Here is a 16827-nt window from a genome sequence, read left to right on the forward strand (position 1 = left end):
CATTACATCTTTTCCGCCCGCCCGCCACCGGAGCGAAGACGGCCCCTTCGATGCGCGGATCTGTTGTGTCTGCTGGACTGTCAGCCCCTGCGCGTCACCATCCGAGGCAGGCGGCCACGTCATGGCCGGCCATGTCGAGCGCGCCGAGGTGCCGGGGTTGGTCACGCTGGTCAGCCGGCGCGGCGAGGTGCACGTCGATACGATCGGCGCGAAGGCGCTCGGCGCCGGCGACCCGATCCGCCGCGACACCATCTTCCGCATCAGCTGGCGCGCGCCTACGCCGCCGGCGCGCGCCCACGCCGCCGGCGCGCGCCCACGCCGCCGGCGCGCGCCCAGCGGGGCGCCCGACGGGCGTCGAGGTTGGTCGTTTTCGATGAGCCGCGGCGGCCCCGTCGGAGGACTTCACCTCAGGAACATGCCTGGAGGGAATCGAATGAAGCGCTGGATCACGGCCATCGGGGCGGTGACGATGATGAACGGCGGGTGCGACCCGATCGTGCTCGTTCCCGTGGAGCCTCAGTCGGCGGAAGAGGAGCCGCCCCCGCCATCCCCCAACGCCCTCGCAATGCGCGCCGGCGACTGGCCGCTGCCGCCCGTGGTCGCTCCAACATTCTTCACGGAGTTCTCATCGTACCTCTTGGACCCCCCGCCGCATCCCGACGCGCTCGTGCTCGCCTTCAGCGAATCCGTCCAGGAGTGCAGCCAGCCGGTGCTCCGGCCCTTGACCGAGTTGCCGGCGGACCCGGGCGCAGACCCGCGCTATTTCTGGCAGGTGATCCTCGTCATCCCGCCCGAGCTCAATCAACCCGGCCTCATCGATCTCAGGGACGATCGCATCGGCATGTATCACGGCTTCTGGAAGCCCCCCTACGCCGGGAGCATCGGCGACAGCCCCGGCTCGGGGGCGTGGAAGGTCTGGAGCACCGGCACTACCCTCGAGTCGGGAAAGTGGGAGAAGACGCTCGAGATCGTGAGCAGCGACGCGAGCTCCGTCTCCGTGAAGCTCGACTGGGGGGAGCCGCCCTATGACAACGGCGAGATCGATGGCGATTACACCGCCACGTATTGCGGCGATGCGCCCCCGTGAGCCCGCCCTCGCCCGGGCTGGTGCTGTACACCGCGATCGCGTCGGCGACGTCGGGCGTGGCGCCTGACGACGTCCTCGACCCTCGCCGGCGAGCAGCGCTCACCGCGAAGAGGGCGTCAGGCGGATGGCAGCACGGCGAGATCGACGAGGATCCGTCGAAGCTCCTCGACCCGCTCCCTCTCGAGGGGCTGCAGCGGGGCCCGCAGCGGCCCGACCCGATGGCCCATCAGCTCGAGGGCCGCCGAGATGGCTCGCGGCAGGCCGTGCGCGACGATGAACTGAAGGAAAGGAAGCTGGCGGTAGAAGGAACGCCGAGCGGCGTCGAGGTCGCCACGCGTCACCGCGTCGTAGAGCTCGACGTTGAGGCGAGGAATGACGTGCGGGGCAGCCGTGCACCAGCCGCGGGCCCCGGCCACGAGCGCGGCGAGCGCGAGCGGATTGCTTCCGTTGTAGAAGGCAACCTGGTCACCGCAGAGCTGCACGAGCCGGTGCATCCGGTTCACGTCTCCGGTGCTCTCCTTCACCATCGTGACGTTCGGGATGCGCAGCAGCCGCGCGATCGTGTCGGGGCTCAGGTCGAGGCCGCCCGTCGCAGGGTTGTTGTACACGGCGATGGGGATGGAGATGGCCTTCGCGACGGTCTCGAAATGCGCCACGATCTCCCTGTCCGAGAGCTTCCAGTAGCTCATCGGGAGGATCATCACCGCGGTGGCGCCAGCCCTCTCCGCGTACTTCGCGTGATGCACGGTCCGCTCCGTGGTGAGGCTCGACACGCCGACCAGCGTCGGAGCCCGGCCCGCCACGCGCTTGACGACGAGATCGGTGACGGCCTCGCGCTCCTCGTCCGACAGGTAGGGCAACACCCCGGTGCTGCCCAGCGGCGCGATCGCATGGACGCCCGCGGCGAGCATGTCGTCGACGATGCGGCCGAGGAGCTGTTCGTCGACGCGCCCGGCTTCGGTGAACGGCGTGATGGGGTAAGCGACGATCCCACGGAGAGAGGAGGTCATCGCGCGCCGCCTTCCGCCTCGTGGTCGCTGTCGAAGAGCTGGTCACCCCGGTCTGGCACCTCTTCGCGCAGCGCGACCCCTCCCATGTTCTGCAGCATCGGCGCGTTCTCGCAGGCGAGGTAGCGCGCCCGCCTCGCGCCGGTGTTGACGTGGTTGTGCCAGGCCCACACCGGGACGTAGATCGCGTCCCCCTGCTTCCAGTCGAGGCGCTTCCCGCCCACGTACGAGTAGCCCTCTCCCTCGAGGACGTAGAGGATGGTCTCGTACGTGTGCCGATGCCGATTCGAGGATTGCCCCGGCTCGAGCCAGCCGATGGTCATGCTGATCGCGTGGGACGGGACGTCCACGAAGAAGACCGCGTGCTTCCTCTTTCTCGAGTAGTCGCCGCGATGCCCGGCGGACTCGACCGCGGGGTGCGCGAGCTTCTCTGGCATCACCGCGCGAGGCCGCGGCGGCGTCTTGTCGAAGTCTGCTGAATGGAATCGATCGCTCATCTCTGCTCCCTGTCGGCGCGAAGAGCGCCTTGCGCAGGAAAAGGAATAGCGCGAAGCTGGACCCATGAAAGGCTCCAGAACGAACATATCGACGGGTCCAGCTGGTCGGCCCTGGCGCTTCGATCTGGTGCTCGACGGCGGCGCGTCGGTGCCGCGGCAAACGCAGCTGAGCCGCGCGATCGTGCAGGAGATCCAGCGCGGACGACTCCTGCCGGGTTCAACGCTTCCGGGCAGCCGGACGCTCGCAGACCAGCTCAACGTCAACAGGAAGGTCGTCGTCGCCGCCGTCGGCGACCTGGTGGCCCAGGGGTGGCTCGAGGCGCTGCCCGCCCGCGGCACCCGGGTCGCGCTCAACCTGCCGACGCTCGCTGTCGCCGACGCCGAGGGCCGCCGCTCCGTCGAGACGGCGCTCGTCCAGCGGGGCGCCGCCGTGATCGCGGTGAGCGACGGGGTTCCAGACGCCCGGATCGCGCCCGTGGACGCTGTCGCGCGCGCCCAGCGGCGCGCCCTCCGATCGCTGGCCCGGACGGGCCTCGGCTACGGAGACGCTGCCGGCGATCCCGTGCTCAGGGATGTCCTTGCGGGCTTCGTCAATCACGCTCGCGGGCTCTCGTGCTCCTCGGAGGAGGTCGTCCTGACGCGCGGCAGCCAGGGCGCGCTGAGCCTGTTCGCGCTGGCGATGCTGGAGCCCGGAGACGTCGTCGCCGCGGAGCACCCCGGCTACGCGCCAGCCTGGCGCGCGTTCCAGCTCGCTCGGGCCGAGGTCGTCCATGTGCCCGTCGACGCCGACGGCCTTCGGACGGATGAGCTGGAGGCGCACGCCAGGAGGCTCAAGGGGCGCCTCAAGGCGGTGTACGTGACGCCGCACCATCAATACCCCACGACCGTCGCGATGTCCGCCGAGCGTCGAATGCACCTGCGGCGGATCTGCGAGTCGTTCCGGCTCTACATCGTGGAGGACGACTACGACTACGAGTATCACTTCGAGGGCGCGCCGCTCTTGCCCCTCTCCGCGACCAAGGACCTCTCGTCGCGCTGCATCTACATCGCCTCGCTCTCGAAGCTCATCGCCCCGGCCATCCGGCTCGGATACATCATCGCGGACAGGTCCGTTGTCGCGCGCCTGAGAGCGGTGCGCGAGCTGCTCGATCGTCAGGGGGACGTCGTCCTCGAGCGCGCCGTGGCCGAGCTCATCGAGGACGGCGAGGTCCAGCGTCACGCGCGGCGCGCCCGGCAGCTCTACCGGCAGCGCCGTGACCACCTGTTGGAGCAGTTCGCGTCGAGGTCGCCCTTGCGCGCCGCGATCGCCTGCGACCCGCCCGGCGGGGGACTGGCGCTCTGGATGCGCCTGCGCGGCGTGACGTCCGAAGAGCTCGTCGAGCGCGCGCTCGCGCGCAGCCTGGCCCTCACGCCGGGGTCTGCGCACGTCGCGGCCGGGTCCGTACCCGCGTTTCGATTCGGCTTCGCGGCCCACACGAGCGAGGAGCTGTCGAGGATCTGCGACGCGCTGGAGGCGTGTCTCTCGCCCGACGCTTCCAGGAGCGAGGTGGCGAAGCGCCGGCGGTGAGGCCGCCGGGCGCGGCGCCGAGGGCCCCGGCGCGCGATAATATTCACTTGCGTGAATATACACGATCATGCATACTCCGCCCATGCCCAGCTCGGAGTTGTTCGAAGTGCTGGCCGACCCGACGCGGCGTCTCCTCGTGGAGGCGCTGCTCGACGGCGAGCGCGCGGTCGGTGAGCTCGTCGAGATCGTCTCGATCCAGCAGTCCGGCGTCTCGCGCCATCTGCGGATCCTCGGGGAGGCCGGGTTCGTCGCGGTGCGGGCGGAGGGCACGAGGCGCCTCTATTCGCTGCGCCCGGAGCCTTTCCGGCAGCTCGACGACTGGGTGGGGCGCTACCGGTCGCTCTGGGAGAAGCGCCTGGATCGGTTCGGCGAGGCGCTCGAGGCGAGACGAACGGCGCGGAAGAGCGGGACCAAGAAAGGACGAAGTGAATGAACGCGATAGCCAATAAAGCCAGCATCCTCATCGAACGCACCTACCCGGCCTCGGTCTCGGAGCTCTGGGAGCTCTGGGCGACCAAGGACGGCTTCGAATCCTGGTGGGGTCCCGAGGGATTCCGGGTCGAGGTCCACGCGATCGAGCCGAAGGAGAACGGGCTCCTCCATTACACGATGATCGCCGACTCCCAGGAGATGATCGAGGCCATGAAGCGCGGCGGGCAGCCGACGTCCCACGAGGTGCGCGCCCGCTTCAGCGCCTTCTCGCCGCAGAAGGCGCTCACCATCACGAGCGTCATCGACTTTCTCCCGGGCGTCGAGGCCTACGAGAGCCACATCGAGGTCCTCTTCACCCCGCTGCCGCACGGCGCGCACATGACCGTGACGCTTCACGCGTTGCACGATCCGCAGACCACGGAGATGCAGAGAGCCGGCTTCACCAGCCAGCTCGGCAAGCTCGACAGACGCTACATGAAGTGAGCGTTCCGCCGCGGGACGCTCCACCCGGCCGAGAGGCTCGCCGGCGCGGGCGAGCGCCGCGCAGCGGTGTGGCCGGCGATGTGATCGTCGGCCATGATGTCCACGTGCTGTATGTCCGCCACGTGCCGGGTCCGCCGCTCTCGGCGTACGTCGCCGAGCTCTGGTGCCTTTCGGCTGCTCCGCCCCGCGCGGCCGAGCGCATCCTGCCCTCCGGCACCCTCCAGCTGGTCGTCAACCTCGACCAGGACGAGCTTCGCACCCACGACGGCCCCGCCGTTCGCCGCCACGCCGGCGCCGTCGTGTCGGGCGCGTACCAGTCCGCCTTCGGCGTCGACACACGCGAGCACGCGTCGATGGTCGGCGTCCACTTCCGCCCCGGCGGCGCGTGGCCGTTCCTCGGCGCGCCGCCCGGCGCGCTGACCGACACGCACGTCGACCTCGAGGAGCTCTGGGGGCACCGAGCGGCGGAGCTCCGCGAGCGCCTGTGCGCGGCGCCGGAGCCGCGCGCTCGCTTCGCGCTGCTCGAGCGCGCGCTGCTCGAACGCCTGGCGCATGCGCGCCCAGGTCATCCCCTGGTGCCGCACGCGATCGCGGCGCTCGAGGGAGGCGAGAGGCGCGTCGCCGACGTCGCGGCCACGCTCGGCATCAGCCACCGCCGGCTCATCGACGTGTTCACCGCCGAGACCGGCCTCGCCCCGAAGGCCTTCGCCCGGATCACCCGCTTTCGGCGGGCGCTTTCGTGGGCCGAGAGGGAGCGCGAGCCGGACTGGGCCCGGCTCGCCGCCGCGTCGGGGTTCTGCGATCAGTCGCACCTCATCCGCGAGTTCGTGGCCCTCGCCGGTGATTCGCCGACCGCGCTCGTCGCCCAGTCGTCCCGCGAACGCGTCAAGTTGCACCACATCGCCATCGCCGCGTCAGCCGCGCCGGAGGGGGCGCGGGGAAGGGGCCGGCGCCACGCGCGACCTCGAGGTGTCCTGATCCGATGACCGCGAAGGCTCTGCGCCGGGCCGCTTCCAATTCGTCCAAGACCGGGTTGCCCGACGGTCGTACACCTGGGTCATGACGCAACGCTCGCTCCAGGTTGACACGAAGGTCGGCGATCCCGGGAACAAGTGCAAAGCAGCCCCGCGGGCGGCCGCACGGCCGCGCGACACCGTCAGGGTGAACGGGGCAGGGAAGCGCTTCGCGGCCGCGGCCGCCCTGCTCGGGGGGGTCGGGCTTGCCGCGCCGGCGGCCGCGCAAGGGGTCATCGGCACCGGCTCCGGGCGAGCCGGGGCCACCGTGGCCGCGGTGGTGGCGCTGATCGGCGTGGCCGTCGGTGGGCTGGCGCTGGCCCGCTCCGCCGGTCGTATCGGCGCCGGCAACGGGCGTGACGGGGCCATCGTGGCCCTGGTGCTGGGCGTGATCGGCATGCTCCTCGCCGGGCTGCACCTCGCCACCTCCACCGGTGGTGTCGGCACCGGCAATGGGCGAGGCGGGGCCATCGTGGCCCTGGCGCTGGGGCTGATCGGGGTGGTCCTCGGTCGGCTGGCACTGGCCCGCTCCCCCCGCAGCGGCTGATCCCGGGAAGCTATCGTGAAGGCCGAGCGCCCTGAACAGGACACCACCCACCTGGGCGTGGTGGGGCCGCCGCGCCATCGCGACATCGAGTCGGCGATCTGATAGGTTCGACGAATGAACCTGCGCCGCGCGATCCCCTACTTCTGTCCGTTGGCCCTGCTCGCCGCGTGCACGAAGGAACAGGGCTCTGACGTGGGCGCCGGCGGAGGCACGGGGACCTCCGAGAGCACCGGGAGCACGAGCGCAGTGAGCGGGACCAGCGCGGGCACCGGCGGCACCGGCGGCAGTGACGGCAGTGGCGGCGGTGACGGCAGCAGCGAGGTGCCGCTCCCGGAACCCGAGGAGGTCCCGGTGCTGGAGAACGTCGCATTCTACGACGGCTACGCCGCGACGGTCGACGAACCGATCCCGGACGGCGTGATCCGCCACAACAACTCGCTCGTTGCGACCAGGCTGACCGACGAGCTGCTCGCCAAGGTCCAGACCGCGCTGAAGATCCGCGTGGTCGTGGGAGCGCTGTGCGACAACTACGACCGACTCGGCTCGGTCAACCTGGCGCTGGTCCCCAAGGGGGCCCAGACCTACGATCCCGGCGAGGTCGACCGGATCGAGGTCGCTCGGTTCGTCACGCCGTTCATGGACATGAACAGGCAGCCGACGACGGTCCCCTACGAATGGGAGGCCAGCAACCTCGTGCCGATCTTGAGAGACGCCGACCTCCTGGCCGATCACGATGTCTGGTTCGAATTGAGCATCTTCGGCGTGCCTTACGCCGCAAACGACGAGGTCGCCGGTTGCGCTGGTCGCAATGACACGCAGCTCGGATCGCTGCTTTTGTACACCGACAGCACGCAGGAGGCCCAGGACTTCAGCGTCCTGTTGCCGCTGGCGATCGGCGAAGATTTAAACAATTATGCCATGGGCGCCAGCGACAAGATCGGCACGACCCGCAAGACCGTCAGGTTCGCGTTGCCGGCAGATACACAGAACGCGCAGCTCGTGTTGATCACGTCGAACCACGGCGCCAACCAGGGCGGCGAGGAGTATGTTCGCCGCGAGCATTACGCCTACGTCGACGGCAAGCTCGCCTTGCAGTACAAGCCCGGGCGCGCGTCGTGCGAGCCGTTTCGCAAGTACAATACCCAGAGCAACGGCATCTACGGGCTCTCCCCGCGGTCGGACGAGGAGTGGCAGTCGTTCAGCAACTGGTGCCCTGGCGACGTGATCGACACCCGGATCGTCCCGTGGGGGGCCGCGAGCGCCGGCATGCACGAATTCGTGATCGACGTCCCTGACGCGACCTTCGTCGGCGGGGAGGGCAATTTCCCGTTCTCGCTCTACGTGCAGGCTCGGTGAATGCGTCCCTTTGGCGTTCTCGACGACGCGTGTCGCGACGCGCGTTGACGGGCTCGATGGCAGGTGCCTTGCGCACGGGCGCCGTCGCCGGGCGGCGCCGCGCGCGTGCGCTTCGAGGTCAGAGCGTCTCCAGGTACGCGACCAGATCGTCGATGTCGGCCGGCGTGAGCGCCGAGGTGACGCCGTGCAGGTCGCCCCCGCCGCACGGCTCGAAGCGGTCGTGGAGCGTCGCGGCGCAGCCGTCGTGCATGTAGGGGGCCCGCGCCGCGAGCCCGCGCAGCGACGGCACCTGGTAGGGCTTGCCCGTGCCCACGTCCATGGTCTCGCCGTTCGTCAGCCGCTCTCCGGAATGGCACGTGGCGCACGCCAGGGTCGGGTCGTTGAAGAGCACCTCGCCGCGCGCGACGGCGGCCTCGTCCGCCGGCTTCGACCGGGGCAAGTGCTCGATTGTGTCGATCCACGCCGCGTACGCCGCGACCTCCTCGGGGAACTGGGAAAAGCCGCCCATCCGTCGCTGGAACACCTCCTCGACGAGGGCGCCGAAGTCCGCCAGCTCCCCCCCCCAGTGCAGCGGCGCCGTCGCGAGCACGCCGCCTGCGACCGTCTGCGTGCGGCGCCACCCGGTGGACGCGAAGTGCCAGCCCCGGCCGTCCTCGTGCCCCTCCGGGTGGCAGGAAGCGCACGCCAAGGTCAAGGTCTGCGACCAGTCGCCATGATGAAAGAAGTAATGGGCGTCGTCGAGCCGGCTCTCGCCAGGAATCTCGATCAGGTTGATCGGCTTGCCGCTCAGGGCCGAGAGGCGCACGATGCCCGGCGGCTGTCGGAGCTGCACGAGCAGGTTTCCCTCTGCGTCGTAGCCGACGGCGATGGGATCGCCGCTCATCTCGACGTCGAGCACACGCTGGTCAGCGGAGGCCGAGCAGGTGTCGAACGCGTCGCGCCGCTCGAGCGTCACGAGCGGCGTCTCGAGCACGCTCTTGCTGCCCGCCTGCAGGATCGCGGCGTTGAGCCCATCCGGCGATACAGCGATGTCGACCGGGAGCACGCCCGTCCCGATGCCGCCCACGTCGGACCTTGAAGGGGTGGGCGGCGATCCGGGTTCGCCGGGACGCGGGCGCATCACGGTCACCGCCGAGTGGAGTATCCTCTGTTGACAATTCTTGCCGTAATAGCTTCCGGGCTGCGTATCGTCGATGGGGTTGACGACGCCGCGCTGGTGCACCATGGCGACGCCGCCCCCGGGCAGCGAGAGCGTCCTCCACGCCACCCCCGGCATGAACTCGAGCTCGACGCCGCTGTTCGCCCTGGGGGCGGAATGAAAGAAGACAGGCGGCTTGATGCGCTCGGCCACCGTCCCGTCCTTCGCGACGACAAGGAGCTCGGCGGACCGGAAACGGCTCACCAGGAGCGAGTCCCCCTGGACGATGACGTCGCGCAGGTCGCGGTCCAGGCGAAGCTCGCGGACGGGCGGGGCCTCGACGTCGGAGGAGAGCGTCACGAGCTCGCCGCCCGCGCAGGCCACGTGGAGCAGGCCTGTCGAGGCGTCGTGGGCGAGCCCGCGAGGCGCGGGGCAGACGGGCCTGCGGTGCACCTCCCTGGTCGCCAGGTCGATCGTGACCACCGCGCCCCCCCGGCGGAGCGCCACATGAGCGACGCCAAGGGGCCCCTCGGCCACGCGCCCTGGCTCGTCGCCCTTCTCCAGAGGGAGAATGTGGACCTCGTCGTCGAAGAGGTCGATGATCGATATCCTGTCGCGATCCGGATCCGCAGCGACGGCCAGCGTGTTGTCGGCGGTCACGAGGAGCGTTCCGCCGCTCACCGGGGGAGGCGGCACCGCAGAGACACGGGGGGGCGGACCTGTCCACGAGCCGCCCTCCGGATACTCGAATTCTTCCAAGGGGTCGGAGTAATCGTACAGCGTGCACCCGGCGACGGTCGCAAACACGGCGGCGAGCGCGGCGAGCCGCGCCCCGGTTCGAGCGTTCATCGTACCTCCTGCAGACGGCGCCGCCATGCAAGGAAGCTGCCCGGGTCGTGGCCTCGCGCTCCGGACGACGGATCTCCTCGAAATGAGGGCGGAACCCCTGTGCTCGCGGGCCCCGCCGGAGGCGCGTCCGTCCAGGTGGGCTCACCATCGCCGCCCGAGGTGCTCTATCCGGCAGCCTGGCTCGCGCCGGAAGACGCAAATTGTATACGCCAGAAGGCCCAGTGTCGCCGCCGTTTCACACGCGGCGTCGACCTCGCTTCAGGGAGATCCCTCGTCGGGATCGACATCGGGAGCATAGCAGTCCGAGAAACCGTCTCTGCTCGTCTTGCACACCTCGTCCGCGAAGCACCAGTAGTAGTCCACACCGGACGTCGTGTCGCAGTACCGGACCCCATGTGCCCCGTCGTCGTTGACGACGCACGTGTGCTCACCGAGCTCGGAGCAGTCGGTGGCCACGGTGTCCGGCTGGAACCAGCACCTCGGTCGAGCCCCGGGGCCGGTCTGGCACGCGAACGGGCGCGCTGCTTCCTCGCTCGCGTCGCTGTACTCGGCGTACGGCGGCACGAACCCCGGGATCCCGGTCCCCGTCGCCTTCACGCTGCACACGGCTCCCGCCACCAGCGTGTCGAGGCGGCACTGGGGCGCAGGATGGCCCTCCTTCGTCACCGCGGCCTCGGTCGTGTCCGGTGTGTCGAACCGCGGGTAGACGAGCTCCCTGGGAGCCTGCAGCACGTCCTGCTCCTCGTAGAACCGCCCCGTCTGCAGGCTGGCGAGCAGGATCCGGCCGCAGAGCTGCTGGCTCGCGAGGTCGCTGTAGGCCGCGGTGCAACGCTCGCGCGCGGAAGGGTCGAGCGCGGCGAACGCCGCGGCGTTGGCCTCGGTTTCATTCGCCCACAGCCGCGGCAAGCAATCCTTTGTGGCGAAGTAGTCGGACTGCCCCTCGGAGGAGACCGACGTGCCCAGCGCGCCGGTGCTGTCCCCGCTGCGGGAGGTCTTGAACGGGAACCCGCCGATGAAGTGCCCCATCTCGTGGCACATCGTGAGCGCGAACACCTCCGTCGTCATGCTCGCGACCGTGAGGTATCCCTTGCTCACCTCGATCGTCCAGTCCTCCCCGGGCTTGAGCAGCACATGGGCGCTGACCGCATCGCTGTCCCAGTCGAGTCTCCACGAGATCTTGTGGGTACCCGCCGGATTCGCGGCCGCGGCGTGGTCCTGGTAGAGCGCGACAACGCGATCGAGGATCGCTTCCGCCTCCTCGCGCGTCGGCGGGCGATCCCCCGAGAGCGGCGCGCCATCGGCAGCGCCTCCGAGGGTTGCGGCGGAATTGCCGCCCGTCCCATCGGTGGAGACGTCATCCATCTGTCCCATGCACGCCGAAAGGAGAACTGACGAAGCAAGAATGGTGTAAAATTTCATATTGAACTCCGTCGAAATGGATCGCCGGACAAGACCGGACGGAGCCAGGCGGCCGACGTCGGGTGCAGCGCTGGGCGCGCCGAGGATCCTACGGACACAGGGCGACGAGGACCAACGATGCGGTGCGACCGACATTGGCTGCCTGGCAGCGGGAGCTTCTGTTCGGTGCTCTTGATGCCGCGACGGGGATCGATCCTTCAAATGAATTTGTTGTGGCCTGCCCCGTCCGCCCGCTCGACCGCCTCACGCCACAGGATGGTGGTGTGGCGAGTATTTTTTGATACAGCGCGCTTCGGCGATCGGCCGGCTGCTCGGGCCGCCCAGCGCCCGGCCCACGTCCTCTGGCGACAGCACGCCGTCGTCCAGGATCGTGCGGGTGATGGGTTTCAGATCGCTACCTTGCCTTCGAGATAAAAGACACACGCGCCCTCCAGCTCGACACGGCCGTCGACCAGCCGGCAGACAAGTTCTCCGCCTCGCCTGGAAGCCTGGAACGCGAAGAATGCCGTCTTGTTCAGTCGCCCAGCCCAGTACGGCGTCAGTGCACAATGTGCGCCGCCTGTGACGGGATCTTCCGGGATCCCCTTGGCCGGCGCGAAGTAGCGGCTGACGAAATCGTACGGCGCGTCGCCGAGCGCGGTCACCACGACCCCTGCGCGGTCCATGCGCCCAATCGCAGCGATGTCCGGCGACAGCGCTAGAGCGACAAGCAGCTTGAAACCGCTCGAAAGAGCAGAGCTTCGAACCGCCAAGGCGCCAAAGACGCCAAGATATTGTTCTCTTCTTGGCGTTCTTGGCGTTCTTGGCGGTTCATTTCTCGCTCGTTCAACGTGATCGATGTTCTACGGCCGCCCAGCACATGCTTCGTCGCTGTTCCATCGGGGGCGCACCTGCCGCTCGCCGATCGCGACCGTGCCTCGCGCGTCGGTCACCACCCCCCTGATCCGGAGCGCTTGGCCGATGGCACAAGCTGGCTCGCCGAGCACGGCCGGCCATCCGATGAACTCGCACCGGCCGTCCTCGAGCTCCGTGAGCTCGATCCTCCCCCGGCTGGTCGTCGCCGAGGAGGGGTCGCCGATCACGGTCGTCGTGACCTCGAGCTCGACGCCCTCGGGCTCCAGGCCGAGCGTCCGGACGCTGGTCCACAGGTGCCAGCCGCCCTGCGCGCCGTGGGCGAGCTCGACCTCCTGGCCGTCGGCCAGCGGCTCGAACTGCCACTCGCCGGTGCCGAGCTCGGCGACGCCCGGCGCCGGCGGCTCGTCCCCGCCGGCGCAGCCAGGGGCGAGCGCGAGGAGCACGACGAGACCGGCGGCGGACGTCGAGCAGGCCACGGCGGCGACTCCTACGCGCGCCGGCGGCGGCGCACGGCCAACAGCAGCCCGAGCAGCGCGCCGCCGAGGCCGCCGGCGCTGCCAGCATGGCCGCCGGCGCTGCAGCCTCCCGAGGTGGCCTCGACGGCGGGCGGCGGCACGTCGACAGGTCGGCCGCCCGGCAGCGAATCGGGCAGCTGCGGGACGCGCCCGTCGTAGAAGGACGCGGGGACGGGCTCGTCGGGGAGCACGCAGGTCGTCTCCCGGCTGCCGTCGGCGGCGATGGCGCCGACCGCCACATAGCCCGTCGAACAGCGGCAGGTCGGCGTCATGTTCATGGGCACGCACTCGCCGTTCGGACCGCAATCGAACGTCGCACAGGGATCCGCGAGCGGCGGCGCGTCCGGAAGCGCCCGGTCACCCGGGTTGAGGAACGACATGCGGAGGTCCTGGCAGGTCACCGTCGGCCGACCCGACGGATCGAACGTGGTGCGCGCGGTCGTCCCCGGCACGCACGCGCAGGCGGCCACAGGCTGGGCGCCGCCTTCCACCTCGACGACGCGGCACAGGCCGCCTGCGCCGCACGCCGCGAAGTCGCACGGCGACGCGGCGGCAGACTCGCCGCCCGGAGCGGCCACGCACAGGTCGCGGCCTTCGACGTACCGCGGGAGCACGCGGACGTTCGATACCTCGGGACCGTCGGTGCGCCGGAAGATCGGATCGACGGTCATCTCCTCGGGCGACAGGCGGGTATAGAGCCGGGTGATCGTCGCGTTGCCCTCCAGGAGCGGCAGCAGCGCGTCGCGCGCGGCCACCTGCGCCTCGTCCGAGCTCATCGTGTTGCGGACCTGCTCGGCGATGCTGGCCGTCGGTCCGCTCATCTCCGTGACGAAGCCGCGGCCGCCGGCCTCGTCGACGCCGCGCGCGACGAGCGCCGTCCAGTTCGTCTGCAGCGGCCACTCGTACGGCCTCCAGACGATCTGGTCGTCGTCGATCTCGACGTCCGGCCAGTTGGCCGGCCCGTAGCGACGGTCGCCGAGGATCATCACGGTGATGCCCATCTCCGGCTCGGCCGCGATCGCCGTCAGCCGGATCGGGATCGAAGGCGACCCCGACGGAAGCGTGAAGCGGAACGGCTGGATGTCGCTGACCTCGGCGTCCGGCTGGAGCCGCAGCGCGAGGAACTTCATCCCCTCGCTCGTGTAGATGCGGATGTACGGCGCCATCGCGTCATTGACGCGGAACCCGTTGTCACGAAGCCAGTCGACGAGCGCCGCGGGATCGGTCGACTCGATCACGGCCACGTCGTACGGCCCGACCTCTTCCCGGAGGTGCACCGTGACGCCGCCGTCATCGACGCCGCCGCCGCCGGCGGTGGGCCCCGCGCTGTCGAACACGGGGGGGGAGCAGCTCGGGTCGTTGGGCCACTGGAACTGCGGGCCCGTCGCTGCATCGAGGGCGGTGAGCGCGAGCTGCGGGAACACATCGAGGCTGCCCGCCGCCGGCACCTCGGCGAGCGGAATCACCCAGGCGAAGTCCGGCGCCGCGCCCGCATACTGGATCTGCGTCACCATCGTGACCGAGCCGTCCTGGTTCGTCGCGAACAAGATCCGCTCCGCGGTCTGGTCCACCGGCTGTCGTCCGCAGAAGAATCCGCCGCACGCCTCGGCGGGTCGTGGCGCTGTCGTCAGCGCCACCGCCGCCATCACCGTAGCCGCCCACAGCTTGCGCATCGTCCACAACCTCCTCGCCCGCCGGCCGGGCGAACGCCCCCAGGCAAACCCAGTGCCACGATCGAAAGCAAGGCGATTCCTGGGCACGAGGCCGCGGGAGACCGACCCAGGTTGGGCGCCCGCGGCTCCATCAAGCTACCTGTCGCGAACCCGCAAATGCAAGCCGGCCGCTGGCCGCCACCGGCGTCCGCTCCCAGGCGACACCCCGTCGAGGAGGAGCGTGACCTGCCCCTCAGGTCCTGTCCGTTCCGCTCGACGTCGACATCAAGTCGTCCACGAACCGGCGCATCAGGCGCACCAGGTCGCTGAAGTCTTCCTCACTCCACCTGGCGAGGATGGGGGCCGCGATCCTCTGACGCGCGGCGTCCAGTGCGTCCGTCATCTGCCGCCCCTTGTCGGTGATCACCGCCTCATGGATGCGACGATCGGTTGGGCTTGGCCGACGTTCGATCAGCCCCAGGCTCTCGAGCTTCGCGACCTGGCGGCTGACGGTCGTGTAATCGCGCCCGGCTCGCTCCGAGAGCTCGACCACGCCGATCGGCCCGTAGCGCTCGATCCCCACCAGCAGCGGAAAGAGGGCTCGATCCAGGGAGACGCCCGCCTCCGCGAGCAGCGCCTGATCGCGCTGCGGCTGATTCATGAGCGCCATCAGATCGACCATGGCTCCGTGGAGCTCGCGGAGCTTCTTTTTTGTAGTCCGTGTATTTTGCACAAATTCTCTTGACGCTTCGGCGGGCGTAACTATATGCATAGTACACATATCTGAAACGCAGTTCAAGAAATATCGGAGCTCGCCGTGGAATCACATTTTTCGACCGACGTCCTGATCGTTGGCGCAGGTGCTGCTGGGTTGACCCTGGCCATCGAGCTCGCCCGCCGGGGCGTCGCGTTCCGGATCATCGACAGGCTGGACGGGCCGTTTCCCGGCTCGCGCGGCAAGGGGATCCAGCCGCGCAGCCAGGAGGTGTTCGAGGATCTGGGCATCCTCGACCGCGTCGTCGCGGCCGGCGGCCTGTACCCACCCCAGCGGGAGTATCGCGACGACGGAGGCTACGAGGAGTCGCAGATCATGGAGCCTCAGGACCCGACGCCAGGCGAGCCCTATCGTCTGGCGCTCCTCGTGCCCCAGTTCCTGACCGAGGCCGCGATGCGCGAGCGCCTGGCGGAGCTCGGGAGCTACCCGGAGTTCGGCCGCGAGCTGAAGAGCTTCGAGCAGGATGGCGAGGGCGTCGACGCCCGCATCGCAGGCCCGACGGGCGAGGAGACCGTCCGCGCCCGCTATCTCGTCGGAGCGGACGGCGGCCGCAGCGTCGTACGGCACGCGCTCGCGATCGGCTTTCCCGGCAAGACCCTGGGGGTGCGCGCCGTCGTCGCCGACGTCGTCCTGGATGGGCTCAGCAGGGCCGCCTGGCATCAATTCAACGCAGCATCGATGGAAACGCGGATGTCGCTGTGCCCGCTCGCCGGCACCGACATGTTCCAGCTGCAGGCGCCGATCCCTCTGGAGGGCGATGTCGATCTCTCCGCGGAAGGCCTCACCTCGATGGTCGCGGGCCGCACGGGCCGGGGCGACATCGTGATCCGCTCGGTCTCGTGGGCCTCGGCCTACACCATGAACGCGCGCCTCGCCGACCGTTACCGGGACGGGCGCGTCTTCCTCGCCGGCGACGCCGCGCATATCCACCCGCCGACGGGTGGGCAGGGCCTCAATACGAGCGTGCAGGACGCCTACAACCTCGGCTGGAAGCTCGCCGCCGTCCTGGGAGGCGCGCCGGAGGCGCTGCTCGCGACCTACGAGGAGGAGCGCCGGCCGATCGCCGCGGGGATGCTCGGCCTGGCGACGAAGCTGCTGGAGGCGGCGAAGCGAGGCGTCATGCGCCGCGGGCGCGAGGTGCATCAGCTCGATCTGGGATACCCGGAGTCGTCGCTGGCCATGAATACGCCGGAGCGCAGCGGCGGCATCCTCGCGGGCGACCGAGCGCCGGACGCCCCCGTCCGCGGCGTGGCGGGGATGCCGACACGGCTCTTCAAGCTCTTCCAGGGGCCGCACTGGACCTTGCTGGGTTACGGGCTGGACCGGCTCTCGGCCGTCGAGCCGCGCCCCGGGCTCCACATCCACGCCGTCGGGCCGCACGGCGACATCGTTGATGATGGCGGTCATCTCCGCGCTGCCTACGGCGTGTCGCCCGGCGACTGGGTGCTCGTCCGGCCGGACGGATATATCGGCGCCATCGTGTCGTCCGATCATGCACCGGCTCTGGAAGGCTACCTCGCCAGCGTCGGCCTCCCATCACACGGATGACAAGGACCAGTTCCGCCCTCCAGGAGTCCGGCCATGGATCCGGATAGAGATTTCAACGCAAAGGCGCAAAGACGCAAAGACGCAAGA

At 69.7% G+C, this 16827-nt stretch carries 16 protein-coding genes; 8 read left to right on the plus strand and 8 right to left on the minus strand.

The features are described from left to right. Positions 1–121 precede the first annotated feature (121 nt). Positions 122–1087, plus strand: coding sequence for a hypothetical protein (locus tag WME76_RS07225; RefSeq protein WP_437959446.1), 966 nt, complete (start codon positions 122–124; stop codon positions 1085–1087). Positions 1088–1203: 116 nt separating this feature from the next. On the opposite strand, the gene WME76_RS07230 is transcribed toward WME76_RS07225, so the two are convergent. Both WME76_RS07230 and WME76_RS07235 read right to left on the minus strand, forming a co-directional pair. Beyond that, a complete protein-coding gene (locus WME76_RS07230) occupies positions 1204–2097 on the minus strand; it encodes a dihydrodipicolinate synthase family protein (RefSeq protein WP_437959447.1) in 894 nt (297 codons plus the stop codon). Further along, on the minus strand, positions 2094–2591 hold the full coding sequence (locus WME76_RS07235; RefSeq protein WP_437959448.1) for a cupin domain-containing protein: 498 nt from the start codon (positions 2589–2591) through the stop codon (positions 2094–2096). Before WME76_RS07235 ends, WME76_RS07230 begins: the two co-directional genes overlap by 4 nt. 64 nt (positions 2592–2655) lie before the next feature. Between WME76_RS07235 and WME76_RS07240 the strand changes: the two genes are divergently transcribed. The 6 genes from WME76_RS07240 (at position 2656) to WME76_RS07265 (ending at position 7989) form a co-directional block, all read left to right on the plus strand. Continuing rightward, positions 2656–4158, plus strand: a complete 1503-nt coding sequence (locus WME76_RS07240; RefSeq protein ID WP_437959449.1) for a PLP-dependent aminotransferase family protein — start codon at positions 2656–2658, stop codon at positions 4156–4158. 82 nt (positions 4159–4240) lie between these two features. After that, on the plus strand, positions 4241–4591 hold the full coding sequence (locus tag WME76_RS07245) for an ArsR/SmtB family transcription factor (protein WP_433935367.1): 351 nt from the start codon (positions 4241–4243) through the stop codon (positions 4589–4591). Next, a complete protein-coding gene (locus WME76_RS07250) occupies positions 4588–5073 on the plus strand; it encodes an SRPBCC family protein (protein ID WP_437959450.1) in 486 nt (161 codons plus the stop codon). Before WME76_RS07245 ends, WME76_RS07250 begins: the two co-directional genes overlap by 4 nt. Before the next feature lie 104 nt (positions 5074–5177). Then, a complete protein-coding gene (locus WME76_RS07255; RefSeq protein WP_437959451.1) occupies positions 5178–6059 on the plus strand; it encodes a DUF6597 domain-containing transcriptional factor in 882 nt (293 codons plus the stop codon). Positions 6060–6273: 214 nt separating this feature from the next. Further along, positions 6274–6633 carry a DUF6223 family protein gene (locus WME76_RS07260; RefSeq protein ID WP_437962085.1) on the plus strand — a complete coding sequence of 120 codons (360 nt, stop codon included), beginning with the start codon at positions 6274–6276 and terminating at the stop codon, positions 6631–6633. A gap of 114 nt (positions 6634–6747) precedes the next feature. Continuing rightward, positions 6748–7989: a peptide-N-glycosidase F-related protein gene (locus WME76_RS07265; protein ID WP_437959452.1), complete on the plus strand. Its 1242-nt coding sequence runs from the start codon at positions 6748–6750 to the stop codon at positions 7987–7989. Between the two features lie 118 nt (positions 7990–8107). Here WME76_RS07265 and WME76_RS07270 read toward each other — a convergent pair whose 3' ends face one another. From WME76_RS07270 to WME76_RS07295, 6 genes are all read right to left on the minus strand, one after another. Then, positions 8108–9976 (minus strand): c-type cytochrome, encoded by a 1869-nt coding sequence (locus WME76_RS07270; RefSeq protein ID WP_437959453.1) that lies wholly within the window; start codon positions 9974–9976, stop codon positions 8108–8110. 258 nt (positions 9977–10234) lie between these two features. After that, positions 10235–11338, minus strand: coding sequence for a hypothetical protein (locus WME76_RS07275; protein WP_437959454.1), 1104 nt, complete (start codon positions 11336–11338; stop codon positions 10235–10237). A 443-nt stretch (positions 11339–11781) separates the two neighbouring features. After that, complete coding sequence (locus WME76_RS07280; RefSeq protein ID WP_437959455.1) at positions 11782–12147, minus strand: PhzF family phenazine biosynthesis protein; 366 nt, start codon at positions 12145–12147, stop codon at positions 11782–11784. Positions 12148–12237: 90 nt separating this feature from the next. Then, on the minus strand, positions 12238–12726 hold the full coding sequence (locus WME76_RS07285; RefSeq protein WP_437959456.1) for a hypothetical protein: 489 nt from the start codon (positions 12724–12726) through the stop codon (positions 12238–12240). Positions 12727–12737: 11 nt separating this feature from the next. After that, entirely contained in the window at positions 12738–14438 is a 1701-nt protein-coding gene (locus tag WME76_RS07290) for a DUF2330 domain-containing protein (protein ID WP_437959457.1), read from the minus strand. Between the two features lie 232 nt (positions 14439–14670). Continuing rightward, entirely contained in the window at positions 14671–15189 is a 519-nt protein-coding gene (locus WME76_RS07295) for a MarR family winged helix-turn-helix transcriptional regulator (protein WP_437959458.1), read from the minus strand. Positions 15190–15234: 45 nt separating this feature from the next. On the opposite strand from WME76_RS07295, the gene WME76_RS07300 reads away from it, so the two are divergent. Beyond that, positions 15235–16740, plus strand: a complete 1506-nt coding sequence (locus tag WME76_RS07300) for an FAD-dependent oxidoreductase (protein ID WP_437959459.1) — start codon at positions 15235–15237, stop codon at positions 16738–16740. Positions 16741–16827: the final 87 nt, after the last annotated feature.

The organism is Sorangium sp. So ce119 (assembly GCF_051524405.1).
Lineage (GTDB): Bacteria > Myxococcota_A > Polyangia > Polyangiales > Polyangiaceae > Sorangium > Sorangium cellulosum_G.

Bases quoted from the DNA above. Each gene is read 5' to 3' on its own strand.
- WME76_RS07225 (WP_437959446.1), top strand. From the start codon at position 122: ATGGCCGGCCATGTCGAGCGCGCCGAGGTGCCGGGGTTGGTCACGCTG.
- WME76_RS07230 (WP_437959447.1), bottom strand. From the start codon at position 2,097: ATGACCTCCTCTCTCCGTGGGATCGTCGCTTACCCCATCACGCCGTTC.
- WME76_RS07235 (WP_437959448.1), bottom strand. From the start codon at position 2,591: ATGAGCGATCGATTCCATTCAGCAGACTTCGACAAGACGCCGCCGCGG.
- WME76_RS07240 (WP_437959449.1), top strand. From the start codon at position 2,656: ATGAAAGGCTCCAGAACGAACATATCGACGGGTCCAGCTGGTCGGCCC.
- WME76_RS07245 (WP_433935367.1), top strand. From the start codon at position 4,241: ATGCCCAGCTCGGAGTTGTTCGAAGTGCTGGCCGACCCGACGCGGCGT.
- WME76_RS07250 (WP_437959450.1), top strand. From the start codon at position 4,588: ATGAACGCGATAGCCAATAAAGCCAGCATCCTCATCGAACGCACCTAC.
- WME76_RS07265 (WP_437959452.1), top strand. From the start codon at position 6,748: ATGAACCTGCGCCGCGCGATCCCCTACTTCTGTCCGTTGGCCCTGCTC.
- WME76_RS07270 (WP_437959453.1), bottom strand. From the start codon at position 9,976: ATGAACGCTCGAACCGGGGCGCGGCTCGCCGCGCTCGCCGCCGTGTTT.
- WME76_RS07275 (WP_437959454.1), bottom strand. From the start codon at position 11,338: ATGGATGACGTCTCCACCGATGGGACGGGCGGCAATTCCGCCGCAACC.
- WME76_RS07290 (WP_437959457.1), bottom strand. From the start codon at position 14,438: ATGCGCAAGCTGTGGGCGGCTACGGTGATGGCGGCGGTGGCGCTGACG.
- WME76_RS07295 (WP_437959458.1), bottom strand. From the start codon at position 15,189: ATGCATATAGTTACGCCCGCCGAAGCGTCAAGAGAATTTGTGCAAAAT.